Origin of the sequence: Thioclava marina, assembly GCF_002020135.1 — a bacterium.
GTDB classification, from domain to species: domain Bacteria; phylum Pseudomonadota; class Alphaproteobacteria; order Rhodobacterales; family Rhodobacteraceae; genus Thioclava; species Thioclava marina.
The window spans coordinates 851005-867681 of sequence record NZ_MPZS01000002.1 but is presented as its reverse complement, the minus strand read 5'-3'; the positions used below and the strand labels follow the sequence as shown (position 1 = coordinate 867681).

Annotated in this window: 15 protein-coding genes; 11 read left to right on the top strand and 4 right to left on the bottom strand. The window is 64.3% G+C overall.

Annotated features, from left to right (window positions below):
* Positions 1-349: 349 nt before the first annotated feature.
* The 9 genes from BMG00_RS14315 (at position 350) to BMG00_RS14275 (ending at position 9976) form a co-directional block, all read left to right on the top strand.
* Positions 350-640, top strand: a complete 291-nt coding sequence (locus tag BMG00_RS14315; protein ID WP_078574790.1) for an ArsR/SmtB family transcription factor — start codon at positions 350-352, stop codon at positions 638-640.
* Positions 637-1701, top strand: coding sequence for a permease (locus BMG00_RS14310; RefSeq protein WP_078574789.1), 1065 nt, complete (start codon positions 637-639; stop codon positions 1699-1701). The genes BMG00_RS14315 and BMG00_RS14310 overlap by 4 nt, the downstream gene beginning before the upstream one ends.
* 12 nt (positions 1702-1713) lie before the next feature.
* A complete protein-coding gene (locus tag BMG00_RS14305; RefSeq protein ID WP_078529048.1) occupies positions 1714-1950 on the top strand; it encodes a thioredoxin family protein in 237 nt (78 codons plus the stop codon).
* A complete protein-coding gene (locus tag BMG00_RS14300) occupies positions 1943-3748 on the top strand; it encodes a sensor histidine kinase (protein WP_078574788.1) in 1806 nt (601 codons plus the stop codon). The genes BMG00_RS14305 and BMG00_RS14300 overlap by 8 nt, the downstream gene beginning before the upstream one ends.
* The gene (locus BMG00_RS14295) at positions 3745-4362 is read left to right on the top strand and encodes a response regulator transcription factor (RefSeq protein ID WP_078574787.1); all 618 of its coding nucleotides are present in this window, start codon (positions 3745-3747) and stop codon (positions 4360-4362) included. The genes BMG00_RS14300 and BMG00_RS14295 overlap by 4 nt, the downstream gene beginning before the upstream one ends.
* Positions 4363-4458: 96 nt before the next feature.
* A complete protein-coding gene (dsrO, locus tag BMG00_RS14290) occupies positions 4459-5193 on the top strand; it encodes a sulfate reduction electron transfer complex DsrMKJOP subunit DsrO (RefSeq protein ID WP_078574786.1) in 735 nt (244 codons plus the stop codon).
* A 1-nt stretch (position 5194) separates the two neighbouring features.
* Positions 5195-6310 (top strand): NrfD/PsrC family molybdoenzyme membrane anchor subunit, encoded by a 1116-nt coding sequence (gene nrfD / locus BMG00_RS14285; protein ID WP_078574785.1) that lies wholly within the window; start codon positions 5195-5197, stop codon positions 6308-6310.
* Between the two features lie 12 nt (positions 6311-6322).
* Positions 6323-9400 (top strand): molybdopterin dinucleotide binding domain-containing protein, encoded by a 3078-nt coding sequence (locus tag BMG00_RS14280; RefSeq protein WP_078574784.1) that lies wholly within the window; start codon positions 6323-6325, stop codon positions 9398-9400.
* Between the two features lie 132 nt (positions 9401-9532).
* A complete protein-coding gene (locus BMG00_RS14275; RefSeq protein ID WP_078574783.1) occupies positions 9533-9976 on the top strand; it encodes a YtoQ family protein in 444 nt (147 codons plus the stop codon).
* Positions 9977-10058: 82 nt separating this feature from the next.
* Here BMG00_RS14275 and BMG00_RS14270 read toward each other — a convergent pair whose 3' ends face one another.
* The 4 genes from BMG00_RS14270 to BMG00_RS14255 form a co-directional block, all read right to left on the bottom strand.
* Positions 10059-11150 carry an ABC transporter ATP-binding protein gene (locus BMG00_RS14270; protein ID WP_078574782.1) on the bottom strand — a complete coding sequence of 364 codons (1092 nt, stop codon included), beginning with the start codon at positions 11148-11150 and terminating at the stop codon, positions 10059-10061.
* A gap of 4 nt (positions 11151-11154) precedes the next feature.
* Positions 11155-12063: a carbohydrate ABC transporter permease gene (locus BMG00_RS14265; protein ID WP_038076548.1), complete on the bottom strand. Its 909-nt coding sequence runs from the start codon at positions 12061-12063 to the stop codon at positions 11155-11157.
* Positions 12056-12928, bottom strand: coding sequence for a carbohydrate ABC transporter permease (locus BMG00_RS14260; RefSeq protein ID WP_078574781.1), 873 nt, complete (start codon positions 12926-12928; stop codon positions 12056-12058). The genes BMG00_RS14265 and BMG00_RS14260 overlap by 8 nt, the downstream gene beginning before the upstream one ends.
* A gap of 72 nt (positions 12929-13000) precedes the next feature.
* Complete coding sequence (locus BMG00_RS14255; protein ID WP_078529066.1) at positions 13001-14248, bottom strand: ABC transporter substrate-binding protein; 1248 nt, start codon at positions 14246-14248, stop codon at positions 13001-13003.
* A 202-nt stretch (positions 14249-14450) separates the two neighbouring features.
* On the opposite strand from BMG00_RS14255, the gene BMG00_RS14250 reads away from it, so the two are divergent.
* Positions 14451-15176, top strand: a complete 726-nt coding sequence (locus BMG00_RS14250; protein WP_078574780.1) for a response regulator transcription factor — start codon at positions 14451-14453, stop codon at positions 15174-15176.
* A complete protein-coding gene (locus tag BMG00_RS14245; RefSeq protein ID WP_078574779.1) occupies positions 15173-16624 on the top strand; it encodes a sensor histidine kinase in 1452 nt (483 codons plus the stop codon). Before BMG00_RS14250 ends, BMG00_RS14245 begins: the two co-directional genes overlap by 4 nt.
* Positions 16625-16677 lie beyond the last annotated feature (53 nt).

Below are 16677 nucleotides of genomic sequence, written 5' to 3'. Positions count from 1 at the left end.
CAACCAAATCTTATGAAATACAGTTCGATGGCGCCCCAAGGGGCGCTTTTTGCATTCGGATTCCTCCGCTGGAAGCACGCGGCGCGGAATTGACACTGACCTGCTCCCCTGAAATGTCCTCGTTTTGAGGTTAGCCTGTTCTCCAGACGAGGAGACAGGCGATGAAGAGGTGCCGATTCAGCGAAGATTCCCTCCTCACACTATCCCGAATTCGACATCTGTAAGCTCCGCCCGAGAACGAGGGTTTTTCCACCATTTTCATCCATCCGATGATTTGGATCAAAGCGCACCGGCCTGGGATATGCGGTTATGCGCATATTCGAGCTGCATGATCCGGAAGGGTGGTGGCATGTTGTTATCCGTTCTCTCTGCTCTGGCCGAACCGACCCGTCTCGAGGCGATGCGGTTGCTTCTTGATGAACGCGAGCATTGCGTTTGCGAGTTGATGGAGAGGATCGGGGCGACGCAAAGCCGGATGTCGCGACATATGCGCGTTCTCAAGGACGCCGGATTGGTCACCGATCGCCGCGACCGGCAATGGGTGCGCTACCGGCTTAATGACGAGATGCCTGCAGATATTCGGGTGGTTTTGACGGCTGTCCTCTCGGTCGGCCCCGCAAATGACAGGAGTGCGGCATGAGCACGGGAATGACGGATCATCCGCAGGCACCTCTGCGCGGGGACTGGCTTTGGCATATCGGCGTCGCGGCGTTCGTCACGTCCTGGTGGTGGCTTTATCATGAGTTGCTCGCACTGTCGGACTGGCTCACCTCGCTTATGCCGGTCGCCCGCCATAGCCATGCGGGAGAGGCGATCGCGTTTTTCTTGTACGACGTTCCAAAGGTGATGATGCTGCTGACGCTCATCGTCTTTGCGATGGGGATCGTGCGCAGTTTCTTCTCTCCCGAGAAAACCCGTGCCTTGCTCTCGGGCAAGCGCGAGGGGGTCGGCAATATACTCTCGGCGGGGCTCGGTGTCTTGACGCCGTTCTGTTCCTGCTCGGCCGTCCCGCTGTTCATCGGGTTCATCTCCGCAGGCGTGCCTCTTGGCGTGACTTTCTCCTTCCTGATCGCGGCGCCGATGGTGAACGAGGTCGCGCTGGTGCTCCTCTTCGGGCTGGTGGGGTGGCAAGTTGCGCTGACCTATCTCGTCTTCGGCCTCGCGATCGCGATCATTGCAGGTTTCGTGATCGGGAAGTTGCGCCTTGAGGGTTGGTTGCAGGATTGGGTGCGTGACATTCACTCCGGAGCCCAGGTGCCTGAAGGCCTCGAAGACGAGCGCCTGAGCATGGTTGATCGCTATCGGCTGGGGATCCAGGCTGTCCGAGAGATTTTCGCGAAGGTCTGGATCTGGATCGTGCTCGGGATCGCGATGGGTGCGCTGATCCACGGCTACGTGCCGCAAGACCTGATGGTGCGGATCATGGGGGCCGATGCCTGGTGGTCGGTTCCGGCCGCGGTCCTGATGGGCGTCCCGATGTACACCAATGCCGCAGGCGTGATCCCGATCGTCGAGGCGCTTCTCGGCAAGGGCGCGGCGCTCGGCACGGTGCTTGCCTTCATGATGAGTGTGATCGCACTTAGCCTCCCCGAGATGATCATCCTCAAGCAGGTGCTGACCTTGCGCCTCATTGCGGTGTTCATCGGCGTGGTCGCAAGCGGCATTCTCGCTGTCGGCTACCTGTTCAACCTTATGTTCTGAAAGGAACGCGAAATGAAAACCGTCAAAGTCTATGGCCCGGGCTGCAAGCGTTGCGAGACGACCGCCGAGATGGTGAAGCAGGCGGCTGCGACGCTGGGTATCGACGTCGAGGTCGAAAAGGTCTCCGATCCAAAGGCGATCGCGCTTGCGGGCGTGATGTCGACGCCGGGGATTTCCGTCGATGGCAAGCTAGTGCATGCGGGTGGCTTGCCTGATCCCGACCGGCTCGCGGGGTGGCTGAGTGCATAATACCGCGCGCGTCCGCTTTCGCGGGCCGCTCATCTTTCGCTGGATGGCGTTGGTTCTCGGCCTTCTCTTGGTGGCCGACGAGGCTTTGGCCGAGACGCCGTTGCGAGTCGGCGTGCTCGACTACCTCGGTTCGGAGCATTCGCTTGCGCATTGGGCGCCAACCGAAAAGGCGCTTGCTGCGGCGTTGCCCGATCACGAGGTGCGCCTCGTCGCGCTCGACATTCACCAGCTCGATGCGGCGCTCGCCGCGGGGGATCTCGATTTCGTGATCACCAATCCGGGCAACTATGCCGAGCTGGAATATCGCTATCACATCAGCCGGGTCGCGACTGCCGAAGGGGACCAGCCTGTGGCCTCGACGCTGGTGGCGCGCGAGGACATGACGGGGATCGGTGATCTTGCGGGGAAGCGGCTCGCGATCGTGGCTCCCGAAGCCTTTGGCGGCTTCCAGCTGATCTGGTCGGAGATGGCCGACACGGATCGCGGTTTGCCGGGCAAGGTGGAACTTGTGGTGACGGGGTATCCGATGCAGCGCGCGGCGCAGGCTGTGCTGGATGGGACCGCGGACGCGGCGGTGCTGCGCGCCTGCATGCTCGAGGAATTGCAGGCTGAGGATCGCGCCCGCTACGGAGCACTTCATGCATTCGCGCAGCGCAGTGTGGAGGGCACCGATTGCGCGGTCTCGAGCCCCGTCTATCCGGGCTGGCCCTTCGCGAAGACGCGCGCGACTTCGCCAGAGCTGGCCAAGCAGGTCGCCGTGGCGCTTTTGCAGATCCGGCAGGGAAACCTGTGGACCGTTCCGCTCGATTACCAGCCGGTTCACGAGTTGATGCGCAAGCTCCAGATCGGCCCCTATGTTCGCACCGGCCCGGTTTCCATTCGCGAATTCATCGCCGATTATCGCGACTGGCTGATTGCACTCGCGGCGGCTCTGGCGTTCTGGGCTCTCTATTCCGTGCGGATCGAGACGCTGGTGCGGCGGCGCACTCGGGCGCTCGATCAGGCCAATGCCCAGCTCAAGCTCGAGATGGCCGAACGCCAGCGCGCCGAGGAAGCTGACCGGCAACACCGGCGTGAGCTCGACCACGTCGCGCGGCTGTCGATCCTCGGCGAGATGGCCTCCTCGATCGCCCACGAGCTCAACCAGCCCCTCAGCGCGATTTCCAACTACGCGCAAGGTTGCCTGTTGCGGCTCAAGACGGGGAATTTCACGACCAGCGACATGGAGACCGCCTCGAGCGAAATCGCCGCGCAAGCCAATCGTGCAGCGACCGTGATCCAGCGGATCCGCGCCTTCGTACGCAAGCGCGAAAGCCAGCGTGCTCCGGTCGAGATCTGCGACTTGCTGGACGAGTGCGCAGCACTCTTCGATGCTGCGGTGCATCGCGCAGGCGTCGTCGTCGATCTGCACTGCCCGCCGGATCTGCCGGTGATCTCGGGCGACAAGGTGCAGTTGACCCAGGTGGTGCTGAATCTCATCCAGAACGCCATCGACGCGATGTCCGAAACCGCTCCCGAGGCGCGCCGCATCACGATCCGTGCCGAACCTGCGCGCGATTCGTCCGAGGGCGAGGGTGTCTGCGTGTCGGTGCGCGATCACGGTCACGGGATGTCCGGGGCCGCGATGGACCACTTCGCCGAGGCCTTCTATACCACCAAGAGCGAAGGGATCGGGCTGGGGCTCGCCTTGAGTCACTCGATCGTCGAGGCGCATGGCGGCACGATGCGTGCCCAGACGCCCGAGGATGGCATCGGGCTGCGCGTGGCGATCTGGCTGCCGGTAGAGGAACTGGAATGAGCGGGGATGCGATCATCCATATCGTCGATGACGACCGGGCGGCCCGCGAGGGCCTGGGCTTTCTGCTCTCCTCGCTCGGTCTCGAAACCCGGGGTCATGCCAGCGCAGCCGATCTGCTCGGGCATCTGGACGAGCAGGTGGTGGGCTGCATCCTGGCCGATGTCAGAATGCCGGGCATGACCGGGCTCGAACTGCTCGATGAGCTGGGTCGGCGTGACTGCCCGCTTCCGGTCATCATGATCACCGGTCATGGCGATGTCCCGATGGCTGTACGGGCGATGCGCGCGGGCGCGATGGATTTCTTCCAGAAACCCGTGAATGGCATGGCTCTGGTCGAACGGATCAACGAAGCGCTTGCGCTCAGCCGTGAGCGCGCCGCAACCGGGCGCGAACGCGCGCAGCTCGTCAGTCGGGTCGCCAGTCTGACCGCACGCGAGGCAGAGGTGGCGCGCGCCGTGCTCGCAGGGCGGCAGAACAAGCAGATCGCGGCGGATCTGGGGATCAGCCTGAAGACCGTCGAGAACCATCGCCACAACGTCATGGACAAGATGGGTGCGGGCAGCGCGGCCGATCTGGTGCGACTGCTTGTCGCGGCGGGATGGGCTGAAACCTAGGGGTTAACCCCCAGGGGGGCGGGGTTTCCTCCGATACCGCGCGCGAGGGGGGCGGGCGTAAGATCCGGGTTGAGCCAATCAGAAAGGATCAGCCCAATGGATACGACCCGCCGCGGCTTTCTGAGCGCCATCGGCAAGGTGACCATCGGTGCCGCGGCCTCCGTGGCCGGTGCCGCAGGCGCCGCCGAGGCCGCAACTGCAGAAGGCCATGTCGCGCATTGGGGCATGGTTGTCGACCTGCGCAAATGCATCGGCTGCCAGGCCTGCACCGTCGCCTGCATCATGGAAAATGCCGTCCCCGAGGACGCTTTCCGCACCCATGTTTCGGTCTACGAACTCGTAAAGGACGGGCAGGATCCGGCGATGGTGATGCTACCACGTCTTTGCAACCATTGCGACGACCCGCCCTGTCTGCCGGTCTGTCCGGTCGAGGCGACCTTCAAGGCCGAGAACGGCGAGGTTCTGGTCGATGCGTCGAAATGTGTCGGCTGTGCCTATTGCGTGCAGGCCTGCCCCTACGACGCGCGCTTCATTAATCACGAAACGCAGGTCGCGGATAAATGCACCTTCTGCTTCCACCGCACCCAGGCTGGGCTGTTGCCGGCCTGTGTGGAAACCTGCGTCGGCGGGGCACGCAATTTCGGCGATCTGAACGACCCTGAAAGCGAGGTCTCGAAGATGCTCACGGAAAACGAGGTCTCGGTGCTGCGCCCCGAGATGCATACCAATCCCAATGTCTATTACATCGGCCTCGACGAGGTTCTCGAAGGTCGGGTTGCGGGCGAGGCTGCCTATCATCCCGAAATGGCCGACCACGGGGAGGCTCACTGAGATGGACGTGCAAGTTCATGAACTCGTCGGAGCGGTGCATGAGGCGGCGTGGCTGCCTTGGGCCGTGCAATATTTCTTCCTGATCGCGATCTCGGCGACTGCGCTCCTGATGGCGCTGCCGGGCTTTGCCTTCGGGCGCGAAGAGGCCCTGCCGCGCGCGCGGCTGGCGCTGATGACAGCGGTCACGACCGGGATTACCGCGCCGATCGCGCTTCTCGCCGACCTGCACCAGCCCGCACGCTTCTGGGAGTTCTTCGTCTACACCCACACCAGCTCGTGGATGGCTTGGGGCGCCTGGATCGTTCCCTCCTATGTCGTCTTCACGCTGGGCTTCGCCTGGGCGCTGCATCGTCCCGCCTTCTTCGCGATGGGCCAGGAAAACTGGCGCTTCGCTTGGCTCTTCCGTTGGCTGAGCCTTGGCGGCCCGTCGAATGGTTTCGCGCCTTTGCTGGGCGGGCTTGCCGGCGTCGCCGCGCTCGGGATCCTGACCTATACCGGGGTCGAGGTGATGGTCGTGCGCGCCCGACCCTTGTGGAACACGCCGCTCCTGCCGCTTCAGTTCGCGGCGACCGGGTTCGTCGGCGCTCTGGGTGTGATGCTGGTGCTCGAGCGGATGTTGAGCCGCGACGGCGCGCTCGAGGCCGCACTCAATCGCCGGCTTGTCTTCGCCCTCTGCGTGGTGGCGGGCCTTGGCGCGATCTGGCTCACGGTCGCGAAATCGGGGCTTTCGCCCGCCCATTCGCAGGCTCTCGCCTCGGTAGCGGGCTTCACGATCTGGAAAGAGATCGCGTTCTGGGGCGCAGCGGCGATCGCGGTGCCGCTCCTGCTCGGCCTGATCGCTCCGCGCCATACCGGCTGGGCGACGGGGCTGATCGCGATCCATGCGGCCTGGATGTTCCGCTGGACCGTCTTCATGGGCGGACAGGCGGTGCCGAAAGTCGGTTCGGGTCTCTATGACGCGCTGCTGCCCACCGGGGTCGCGGGGCTGATGGGGGTGATCGGCACCTTCGGGCTCTGGGTCTTCCTGCTCGTCGTCTACACGACCTTCCTTCCCTGGACCGAGGCCGGGCTGCCCGAGCGCAGCCATTGCGCCCCCCGTCCGGCCCGTTCTGTCTGAGGAGTTTCAATCATGACCAACCGTCGCAATATCCTCAAAGGAGCCGCCGCGACCGCGGGGCTCGCCACCTTCGGCGCGGGCTATGCCGAAACGGTGAAGAAGATCACAAAGGGGAAATGGGCCGGCGAGGTGCCGCGCAACGAGCATCTGACCGGAAATTCGATCCCCGCCGAATACCGGGTCGATCCCGAGACCGGCGATGTCGAGCTCAATCCCGATCAGGCGATCAGCTACACGATGTGCATCGGCTGCACGACGATGTGCGGGGTGCGGGTGCGGGTGGACAAGAAGGCCAACAAGGTTCTGCGCGTCGCGGGCAACCCCTATTCGCCGATGTCGACCGATCCCTTCATTCCCTATACGGCCTCGGTCGCCGAGAGCTTCGCGGCGATGGCGCAGGCAGGCAAGGGACAGGGGCTCACCAGTCGCTCCACCGCCTGCGGGCGGGGCAACGCGGTACTACAGCAGGTCGACAATCCGCGCCGGGTGCTCAAGCCGCTCAAGAGGGTCGGGCCGCGTGGCTCTGGCCAATGGCAGACGATCAGCTTCGAGCAACTCGTGGCGGAGGTCGTCGAGGGAGGAGATCTCTTCGGCGAAGGGCGCGTGGCGGGTCTGCGCGAGATCCGCGATCTCGAGACGCCGATCAAGGAAGGCGCGCCCGAGCTTGGTCCCCGCGCCAACGGGCTGGCGCTGATGAACTGCGTCGATGACGGGCGCGACAATCTGGTGCTGCGCTGGCTCAAGCAGAGCTTCGGGTCGAACAACTTCACCCGGCACGGCTCTTATTGCGGCGGGGCGTATCGGTCGGGCTCGGGGGCGCTCTTTGGCGATTTCAAGAAAATGCCCCATGCCAAGCCCGACTTCTCGAATGCCGAGTTCATCATCTTCGCAGGCACCGCGCCGGGCAATGCGGGCAACCCGTTCAAGCGGATCGGGACGCTGGTTGCCAAGGCCCGCTCGGATGGCGATCTGAGCTATGTCGTCGTCGATCCGGTGCTCAACAACGCGCAGAACGGCCCTTCGGGCGAGCGGTCGCGCTGGGTGCCGATCAAGCCGGGCACCGATGGCGCGCTGGCGATGGCGATGATGCGCTGGATGTTCGAGAACGACCGGATCAACGCCGCCTATCTGGCCCAGCCCAGTCAGGCCGCCGCCAACGCCGCGGGCGAGGCAAACTGGACCAACGCCACCCACCTGGTGATCGTGGACGAGGTCCATCCCCGTTTCGGCCGCATGCTGCGCGGCTCTGATATCGGGTTGGCTGTCGAGGACGGACCCTATTCGGAGGCCGATCCTTTCCTCGTCGCGTCCGAGGCCGGTCCTATCCCGGCCGGCGCCTCGGCCGCGCCGCTCTATTTCGACGGCGTGGTCGAGACCTCCGGCGGGCCGGTCGCGGTCAAGACTGCGCTGAGTGCGGTGCGCGACGAAGCCTATTCGCAAAACATCAAGGCCTATTCAGAAGCCTGCGGCATCCCGGTCGAGACCATCGTGGGTCTTGCGCGCGAGTTCACCAGCCATGGCCGCAAGGCGGCGGTGAACAGCCATGGCGGGATGATGACCGGCTCGGGCTTCTACAACGCCTATGCGCTCACCATGCTCAACACGCTGATCGGCAACCTGAACTGGAAGGGTGGCACGATGATCGCGGGCGGCTGGTTCCCCGACAACAAGGGGCCCGCCTATGATCTAGCGTCTTTCCCGGGGGCGGTGCAGGCCAAGGGCTTGCCGATCGGGCGCAACGTTCCTTATGAGAAAACCAGCGAGTTCAAAGCCAAGAAAGCGGCAGGCAAGCCCTTCCCGGCGGATGCGCCCTGGTATCCCAACGCGCCGGGGCTCGCGACCGAGTGGATCAGCTCGATCGTCAATCATTACCCCTACGGCGCCGAGGCGCTGATCTTGCGCAATACCAACCCGATCTACGGGATCCCCGGCATCGCACCCCTGGTCGAGAAGCTGAAAGATCCGCAGGTCGTGCCGCTGATCATCTCGATCGACCCGTTCATCAATGAAAGCTCGGCGATCGCGGATTACATCGTGCCGGATTCGGTGATGTACGAGACCTGGGGCTTCACCAAACCCTGGGGCGGCGTGGCCACCAAGGCGACCTGCGCGCGCTGGCCGGTGATCGAGCCTAAGATGGAGAAGAATGCCGAAGGGGAGCGCGTCGGGCTGGAGACCTTCCTGATCGCGACCGCCAAGGCAATGGGCCTGCCCGGTTTCGGCGATCACGCGATCCCGGATTCCGAGGGCAATCTGCACCCGCTCAACCGTGCCGAGGACTGGTATCTGCGCGGGGCGGCCAATGTCGCGATGATCGGCAAGACGCCGGTCGCGGATGCGAGCGACGAGGATATCGCGCTGTCGAACGTCGCCCGGATCGTCGAGGATCTGCAAGCCGTTCTGAAACCTGATGAATGGCGCAAGGCCGCGACCATCTTCGCCAAGGGCGGGCGCTACGAGCCGATCGAGCGCAGCTATGATGGCGATCGCGCGACCTATGCCTTCTCCGAGCCGATGCTGATCTGGAACGAAGGGCTCGGCAGCTTCCGCCAGTCGATCAACGGCAAGCACATGCCCGGCACGCCCGCCTGGCGCGAGGCGCAGTTCGCGGATGGCTCGAAAGTGGCCGATCATTACCCCGATGCCGATTGGCCGGTGAAGGTGATCAGCTACAAGTCGCCGCTTCAGAATTCCTATTCGGTGGGCGCGACGGCGCTGCTGCGCATCGTGGCCTCGAACCCCGTCGCGGTGGGGCGAGCCTTGGCCGAGGCGCATGGGATCTCGACCGGCGACATGGTGCGGCTGACGACGCCGGGCGGCACGCTCGAAAGCGTGGCCGTGGTGCGCGACGGGCTCGCGCCCGACACCGTGGCGATCGAGCATGGCTTTGGCCATCGCGGCTTCGGTGCGCGCGACATCACAATCGACGCGACGACCGTGCCCGGTGATCCGCGCCTTGCGGCGGGTGTGTTGCTCAACGATCTGGGCCTCGTCGATCCCACCCGCGAGAAAGCGGGCGTCTGGGTCGATCCGGTCTCGGGTACGGCGGTGCGTCAGGGGCTGCCCGCACGGATCACCCGGATCGGCTGAACCGGGACGCGGGGCGCGCGGTGCAACTTGCCAAGGCCAGCTCCATGGTCGAGACTCCGGCCTCGACATGGCTGGCCGTGGCGTCACTTGTGCGCTGCCCGATCCCGAGCTGGTCGAAACAAGGGAGTTGAGATGAGACTGAGTGTTTACCTCGCAGGCGAGATTCACACCGATTGGCGCGAGGCCGTGATTGCGGCCTGTGAGGGGCTTGAGATCGACTGGTCCGGCCCGGTCACCGATCACGCGGCCTCGGATGATTGCGGGGTCGAGATTTTAGGCGCCGAGGAAGACAAGTTCTGGCACGACCGCAAGGGGGCGTCGCTCAACTCGATCCGCATCCGTACCGGCATCGAGCGCTGCGACGTTCTCGTGGTTTGCTTCGGCGAGAAATACAAGCAATGGAACGCCGCCTTCGATGCGGGCTATGCGGCCGCGCTGGGCAAGCCGATCATCGTGCTGCAACCGCCCGAACACGACCACGCGCTCAAGGAGGTCGACGCGGCCGCCAGCGCGGTGGCTCGCACGCCCGAGCAAGTCGCCCGTGCCCTTCGTTATGTGACCACGGCAAAGCTCTGAGCGGGACAGCCGCGACGTCGATCCGCGCAAAGAAAAACGGCCGGGCCCTCGCGGGTCCGGCCGTTTCATGTCGTTTATACGCTCAGATGCGCTGACCGGAGGCGGGTTCGAAGAAGGTGACCTTCTCGAGATCGAACTCGAGATCGAGCATCTCTCCGGGATGGGCGACGGTCTCGGCGTGAAGCCGCGCGGTGATCATCTTGCCACCCATATGGGTCGTCACGAACGTATCGGCGCCGGCGGGCTCGACCATGTCCACCCGGATCGCTGCGCGCTGCACGGTGTCGCCCGAACGATACCCGGCCTCGGCCAGATCCTCGGGGCGCACGCCCACTACGACCTCACCCGGAAGATCCTTGCGCGGCACGTTGAGGAAGATCGGCTCGAGACCTTCGCGGTCGATCTCGAGCTTGGTGCCATTGCCCTCGCTATGCGCGCGCGCCGGGATCAGGTTCATCGGCGGGCTGCCCATGAAATCCGCGACGAAGGTATTCGCTGGGTGATTGTAGATCTCCGAGGGCGTGCCGATCTGCTGGATCACGCCGCCCTTCATCACCACGATTTTCGTCGCCAGCGTCATCGCCTCGATCTGGTCATGGGTCACATAGACCATCGAGGCGCCAAGCCGGTGATGGAGTTTCTTGATCTCCGAGCGCATCTCGACGCGCAGCTTTGCGTCGAGGTTCGAGAGCGGTTCGTCGAACAGGAACAGCGCCGGATCGCGGACCAGAGCACGCCCCATCGCGACGCGCTGGCGCTGCCCGCCCGAGAGCTGGCCGGGGCGGCGCTTGAGGAGCTGCTCGATCTGCAATTGCTTGGCAACCTCGGAGAGTTTGCGATCCTGTTCCTCTTGCGGGATGCCACGCACCTTCATCCCGAAGGTGATGTTCTTAGCCACCGACATCGTCGGATAGAGTGCGTAGGACTGGAACACCATCGCGATGTCGCGATCCTTCGGGCTGACATGGGTCATGTCGCGCCCGTCGATCTCGATGCTGCCCGAGGTGATTTCCTCAAGCCCCGCAATGCAGTTGAGCAGGGTCGATTTCCCGCAGCCCGAAGGGCCGACCAGAACGAGGAAATCGCCCTTTTCGATGGTGACGTTGATATCCTTCAGGATCTCGGTCGAACCGTAGTTCTTGTAGAGATGCTTGATGTCGAGAATGGGTGCCATGAGATCAGCCTTTCACGGAACCGGCGGTCAGCCCGCGGATGAAGTATTTCCCGGCGACGATGTAGACGAAGAGCGTCGGCAGGCCCGCGATGATCGCTGCGGCCATGTCGACGTTGTATTCCTTCACGCCGGTGGTCGAGTTGACGATGTTGTTGAGCGCGACGGTGATCGGTTGCGATCCGGCCGAGCTGAACGAGACGCCGAAGAGGAAGTCGTTCCAGATCTGGGTGAATTGCCAGATGATCGTGACAACCGCGATCGGCAGCGAGAGCGGCAGGAAGATCGACCAGAAGATGCGGAAAAAGCCCGCCCCGTCGATCTTGGCCGCGCGCACCAGCTCATGCGGGATCGTCACGTAGTAGTTGCGGAAGAACAGCGTGGTGAAGCCGAGCCCGTAGATCGTGTGCACGAAGATCAACCCCGGGATGGTCCCCGCAAGTCCGAAGATCCCCAGCATCCGCGCCATCGGCAGCAGCACCACCTGGAAGGGGATGAAGCAGCCAAAGAGCAGGAACGCGAAGAACAGGTTCGCGCCGCGGAACCGCCATTGCGCGAAGATATAGCCGTTCAATGCGCCGATCAGCGTCGAGAGCAGCACGCCCGGCACCGCCATCATCACCGAGTTCCAGAAGAACGGGCGCAGCCCCTCGCACTGGATGCCGGTGCAGGCGCCGCTCCAAGCCTTGCCCCAGGCGTCGAAGGTGACCTCGCGCGGTAAGGCCACGAGGCTTCCGGTGCGGATCTCCTCGAGCGATTTGAGCGAGGTGGTCAGCATCACGAAAAGCGGCAGCAGGTAATAGAGCGCGAAGAGGCACAGGAGCGCATAGAGCCCCCAGCGCAGCAGGCGGCGGCCGATCAGCGCGCCGGCCGACCGTGGCTCGCGCCCGGTTTGGGTCAGGGTCGCGTCAGTCATTCTTCGCCCTCAATTCGGAGTAGAGATAGGGAACCACGATCGTGAAGACGACGAGCATCATGATCATCGCCGAGGAAGCCGCCTGGCCCAGATCCCCGCGCGAGAACGCCATCGCATACATGTAGGTCGCGGGCAGGTCGGTCGCGTAGCCCGGACCGCCGCCGGTCAGCGCGATGACGAGGTCGAAGCTCTTGATCGCGAGATGGGCGAGCACGATGAAGGCCGACAGGAAAATCGGCGCCATCGAGGGAATGATGATCGCGGTATAGACGCGCCAGGTCGGGATGCCGTCCACCTGCGCGGCCTTGATGATTTCTCCATCGACCGAGCGCAGCCCCGCAAGAAACAGCGCCATCACGAAGCCCGAGGCCTGCCAGACCGCGGCCATCACGATCGCATAGAGCGCCATGTCGGGATTGATCAGCCAGTCGAAGGTGAAGCTCTCGAAGCCCCAGCCCTGCACCATCGCTTGAATGCCGAGCCCGGGGTTCAGGATCCATTTCCAGGCGGTGCCGGTGACGATCATCGAGAGCGCCATCGGGTAGAGGTAGATCGTACGCAGCGCGCCCTCGATGCGGATCTTCTGATCGAGGAAGATCGCCAGCATCAGCCCGAGGATCATCGAGATCCCGATGAAGAGCGCGCCGAAGACGAAGAGATTGGAAAGTGCGGTGTCCCAGCGCGGGCTGGCGAACAGCCGCTCGTATTGGATCAGCCCGTCGATTTCGTAGCGCGGCAAAAGCTTGGAGCGCGTCAACGAAACCCAGGCCGTCCAGGCGATGAAACCGTAGACGAAGAGGAGCACGGCCACGAAGGTCGGCGCCAATACGATCTTTGGGACATGGCGGGAAAGCCAGTCGGTCATGGGATTTGTCCTAGATGGGGACCGCCCGGCCCTGCGGGTGCAGAGACCGGGCGGAAGGGCGTAATCAGGCGATTACATCGAGTTGGCGACGGCGGTGGCCAGCTGCTGCACGGCCTCTTCCGACGACATGTCCGAGTTGAAATGCGCGGTGACGACATCGGTGATCGCACCGGCCTGAGCGCCACGCAGCGCCATGCCATGGGCGTAGGACGGCAACAGCGAGCCGTTCTCGCCATCGGCCTTCATGTCGGCAGCCGACATCTTCGCGCAATCGTCGAACTTGTCGAGCGACACGTCGGTACGCACCGGGATCGAGCCCTTGTTCAGGTTGAAGGTCTCCTGGAAGGAGGGACCGACGATCAGCTCGGCCAGGATCTTCTGGCCTTCCTGTTTGCCGGCGCCATCGACCTTGAACATCGCGAAGCTGTCCACGTTGTAAAGGAAACCGGCATCGCCCGGGGTCGGCGCGCAGACGAAATCGGCGCCCGGGGTCTTGCCCGCGGCGAGGAATTCGCCTTTCGCCCAGTCGCCCATGATCTGGAACGCGGCCTCGCCATTCATCACCATCGCAGTCGCGAGGTTCCAGTCACGGCCCGAGAAGTTGTCATCGACATAGCCGCGCAGCGTGCGCATCTCGTCGAAGACCGCTTTCATCGTGTCCGATTTCAGCGCGTCCTGATCGAGCTCGACCAGTGCCTTGTGGTAGAATTCCGGCCCGCCGAGCCCGAGCACGACGGTCTCGAACACGGTCGCGTCCTGCCAGGCCTGACCGCCATGCGCGAGCGGTGTGATGCCAGCAGCTTTCAGCTTCTCGGCGGCGGCGTTGAACTCTTCCCAGGTCTTGGGCATCTCGATGCCGTTGGCGTCGAGGATCGCCTTGTTTGCCCAGACCCAGTTCACGCGGTGCACATTGACGGGTGCCGCGCACCAATGGCCGTCGCATTTCATGTGATCGGCGATACGCGCGGGCAGAACGTCGGCCCAGTGCTGTTCTTCGGCGACATCCGAGATATCGGCGAGGACGCCTTCTTCATACCACTCCTGAATCGCGGGGCCCTTGAGCTGAACCGCGGTCGGGGCGTTGCCCGACAGAACGCGGGCGCGCAGGGCGCTCATCGCGGCATCGCCACCGCCCCCGGCGACCGGCATGTCGGTCCAGGTGCCGCCGCGCTGGGCGAATTCCTGCTGGAGCACGGCCACGGCTTTCGCTTCGCCGCCCGAAGTCCACCAGTGCAGAACCTCCGCCTTCGGTTCGGCGAACGCGCTGCCCGCGGTCAGCGCAAATGCGGACAGGGCTGCGAATGCAGTCATCTTGGTCATCGATTTTCCTCCCGATGTCTGCGCCTCCCTCCAGAGGCGCGGTAACGCGGACATTCTGCAAAACGATTTTCCGGTCGCAATCCCGTTACCGCCAGGTCTCTGCGCTGCGGCATGAGATTCTTGTCGGGTTTGTTACAAGCTGTTACCAATTCCGGGTTTTTCGGCGGCGCCATTCCGGGCTGCGCGCAAGGAAGGGACAGGAATGACGATTCCCCGGCTCCTGATCGTCGATGACGATTCCGAGATGCGCATGATGATGGTGACCTATTTTCAACGCCACGGTTTCATCGCGCATCCGGCCACGAGCGAGGCCGAGATCAACGCCCATCTGGCGGAGAACCGCGTCGATCTGATCCTGCTCGACGTGATGCTTGCCGATGAGAACGGGATCGAGATCTGCGCGCGGCTGCGCTCGGAGGAAGATGTGCCGATCATCCTCGTCTCGGCGCTCTCGGCCGATCATCAGCGCATGGCGGGCTACGAGGTCGGCGCAGATGATTACATCGCTAAACCCTTCAACCCCGAACTTCTGATCGCGCGGGTCAAGGCGGTGCTGCGCCGGGTGCGCCGGTCGCCTTCGCTGAGCTATCGCCGCGCCACGAGCGTCTGGCATTTCGGCGGGTGGCGCTATGACGGCAAGCGCGACGAGGTGATCGCGCCGGACGGCTATCAGGTGATGCTCTCGAGCCGGGAGACGGCGCTCCTGAAAGTGTTGCTGGCCAATCCCCATATCCCGCTCACCCGCGAAGAGATTGCCGCAGCCCTGAGCGATCACCCCGAGACCGACGCCGGCGGACGGGCGATCGACGTGCTTGTGGGGCGGCTGCGCTCGAAGATCGAACGCAATCCGAAAGCGCCGCAGATGCTGCGGACGGAACGCGGCACGGGGTATGTCTTCGCCTGCGACGTGACGCGCGAGGAGACATGAGGGCGCTGCCCCATCCCAGCCTGCGCGCGATGGCGGCCTTCTGGATCGCGGGAGCCTTTCTCGCCGGTGTGGCGGCGGCATGGCTCTGGTTCGACAGCCAGGGCGCCTGGCGCGAACATCTCTTGCACGCCGATCGCGACGGGCAGCTCTTGTATGCCGCAATCGAGACCGGCTCGACGATGCCGAAGGACTTGCAAGCCTACCCTCTGACGAAGCCCGATGCCGAGCTGGCCGAAAAAGCGCAGTTCATCTCTTTGTCCGACGCGCCGCGGCCCGCCCTGCTGACCCATATTCCGGTCACGGGGCTGCATCCGAGCGGCACCAACATGCCGCAGCTGGTGATCGAGGCGGTTTCCTCCGATCTGAGCTATCCGGTGGGGCGTTTGACGACCGGACCCGAGATGGCCGCGCAGGAGATGTTGGGCCAGATCGTCCGGCTTCTCTCGACCTATTGCGGCGATCCGCTGGTGGTGCTGCGCAGCTCTGGGGGGACATGGTATCGGCTTGACGGCTCGGCGCTCTGGAGCTGTCAGGCGGTGCCGCGCGACAGGCGCATCGCGGCGATGGCGCTGGGCGGGTTTGCGTTGCTCGCGCTGCTGGCGAGCGCCAGCCGCATCGCGCATCGCTTCAGCGATTTCGCGAGCCAATTGCACGATCGCCAGTTGCGCGGCGGGCCCGATGCTTACGAACGCGAGGGTCCGGCCGAGCTTGCCGCCATCGTCGAGGCGGTGAACCTGTATCTCGACCGTGAGCGCCAGCGGCTGTCAAAGCGGCTGATGGTGCTCTCCGGGGTGAGCCACGATCTGGGATCGCCAGCGACGCGCCTGCGCTTGCGGGCGGCGCTGATCGAAGACGAGGTGCTGCGCAACCGTTTTGCCGCCGATATCGAGCGCATGACCGAGATGATCGACGGGGTGCTCGCCTATACCCGCTCCGAGCTGAACGTCGAGACGCCCCGCAAGCTGAGCCTGACTGCGCTGGTCGAGGCCCTCGTCGATGACTACCGCGACGCGGGGCAGCCGGTCGAGCTGCGCCCGATCGAACCGGTGCGCACGGAAGGCGCGCGTTCGCTGTTTTCCTCGCGGGTGGGCCATGGGGAGCTGTCCGAGCGGCAGATCCTCGTAACCGCGCGCCCGATGGCCTTGCAGCGCGCGATCTCGAACCTGATCGACAATGCGCTGAAATACGGACGGCGCGCGCATGTCAGCCTAGAGGCGGATGCGCAGCGCGCGCAGATCGTGGTGGAAGACGAGGGCGGCGAGACGCGCCCTGAGGTGATGGCCGCGCTGACCGCACCGTTCGAGCGTGGTCCGCAGGAGGCGCAGGTCTCTGGCCATGGGTTGGGCCTGACCATCGCCGCGACCGTGGCCGAGGCGCATGGGGGCAGCCTGAGTTTTGCGCAAGGCGCGCGGGGGCTGCGCGTGACCCTGACGATTGCGCGCGGGTAAGGCGCGAAGGGCCGCCGCTGTTCCCGAAACGAAAAGGGCCGGCAATCGCCAGC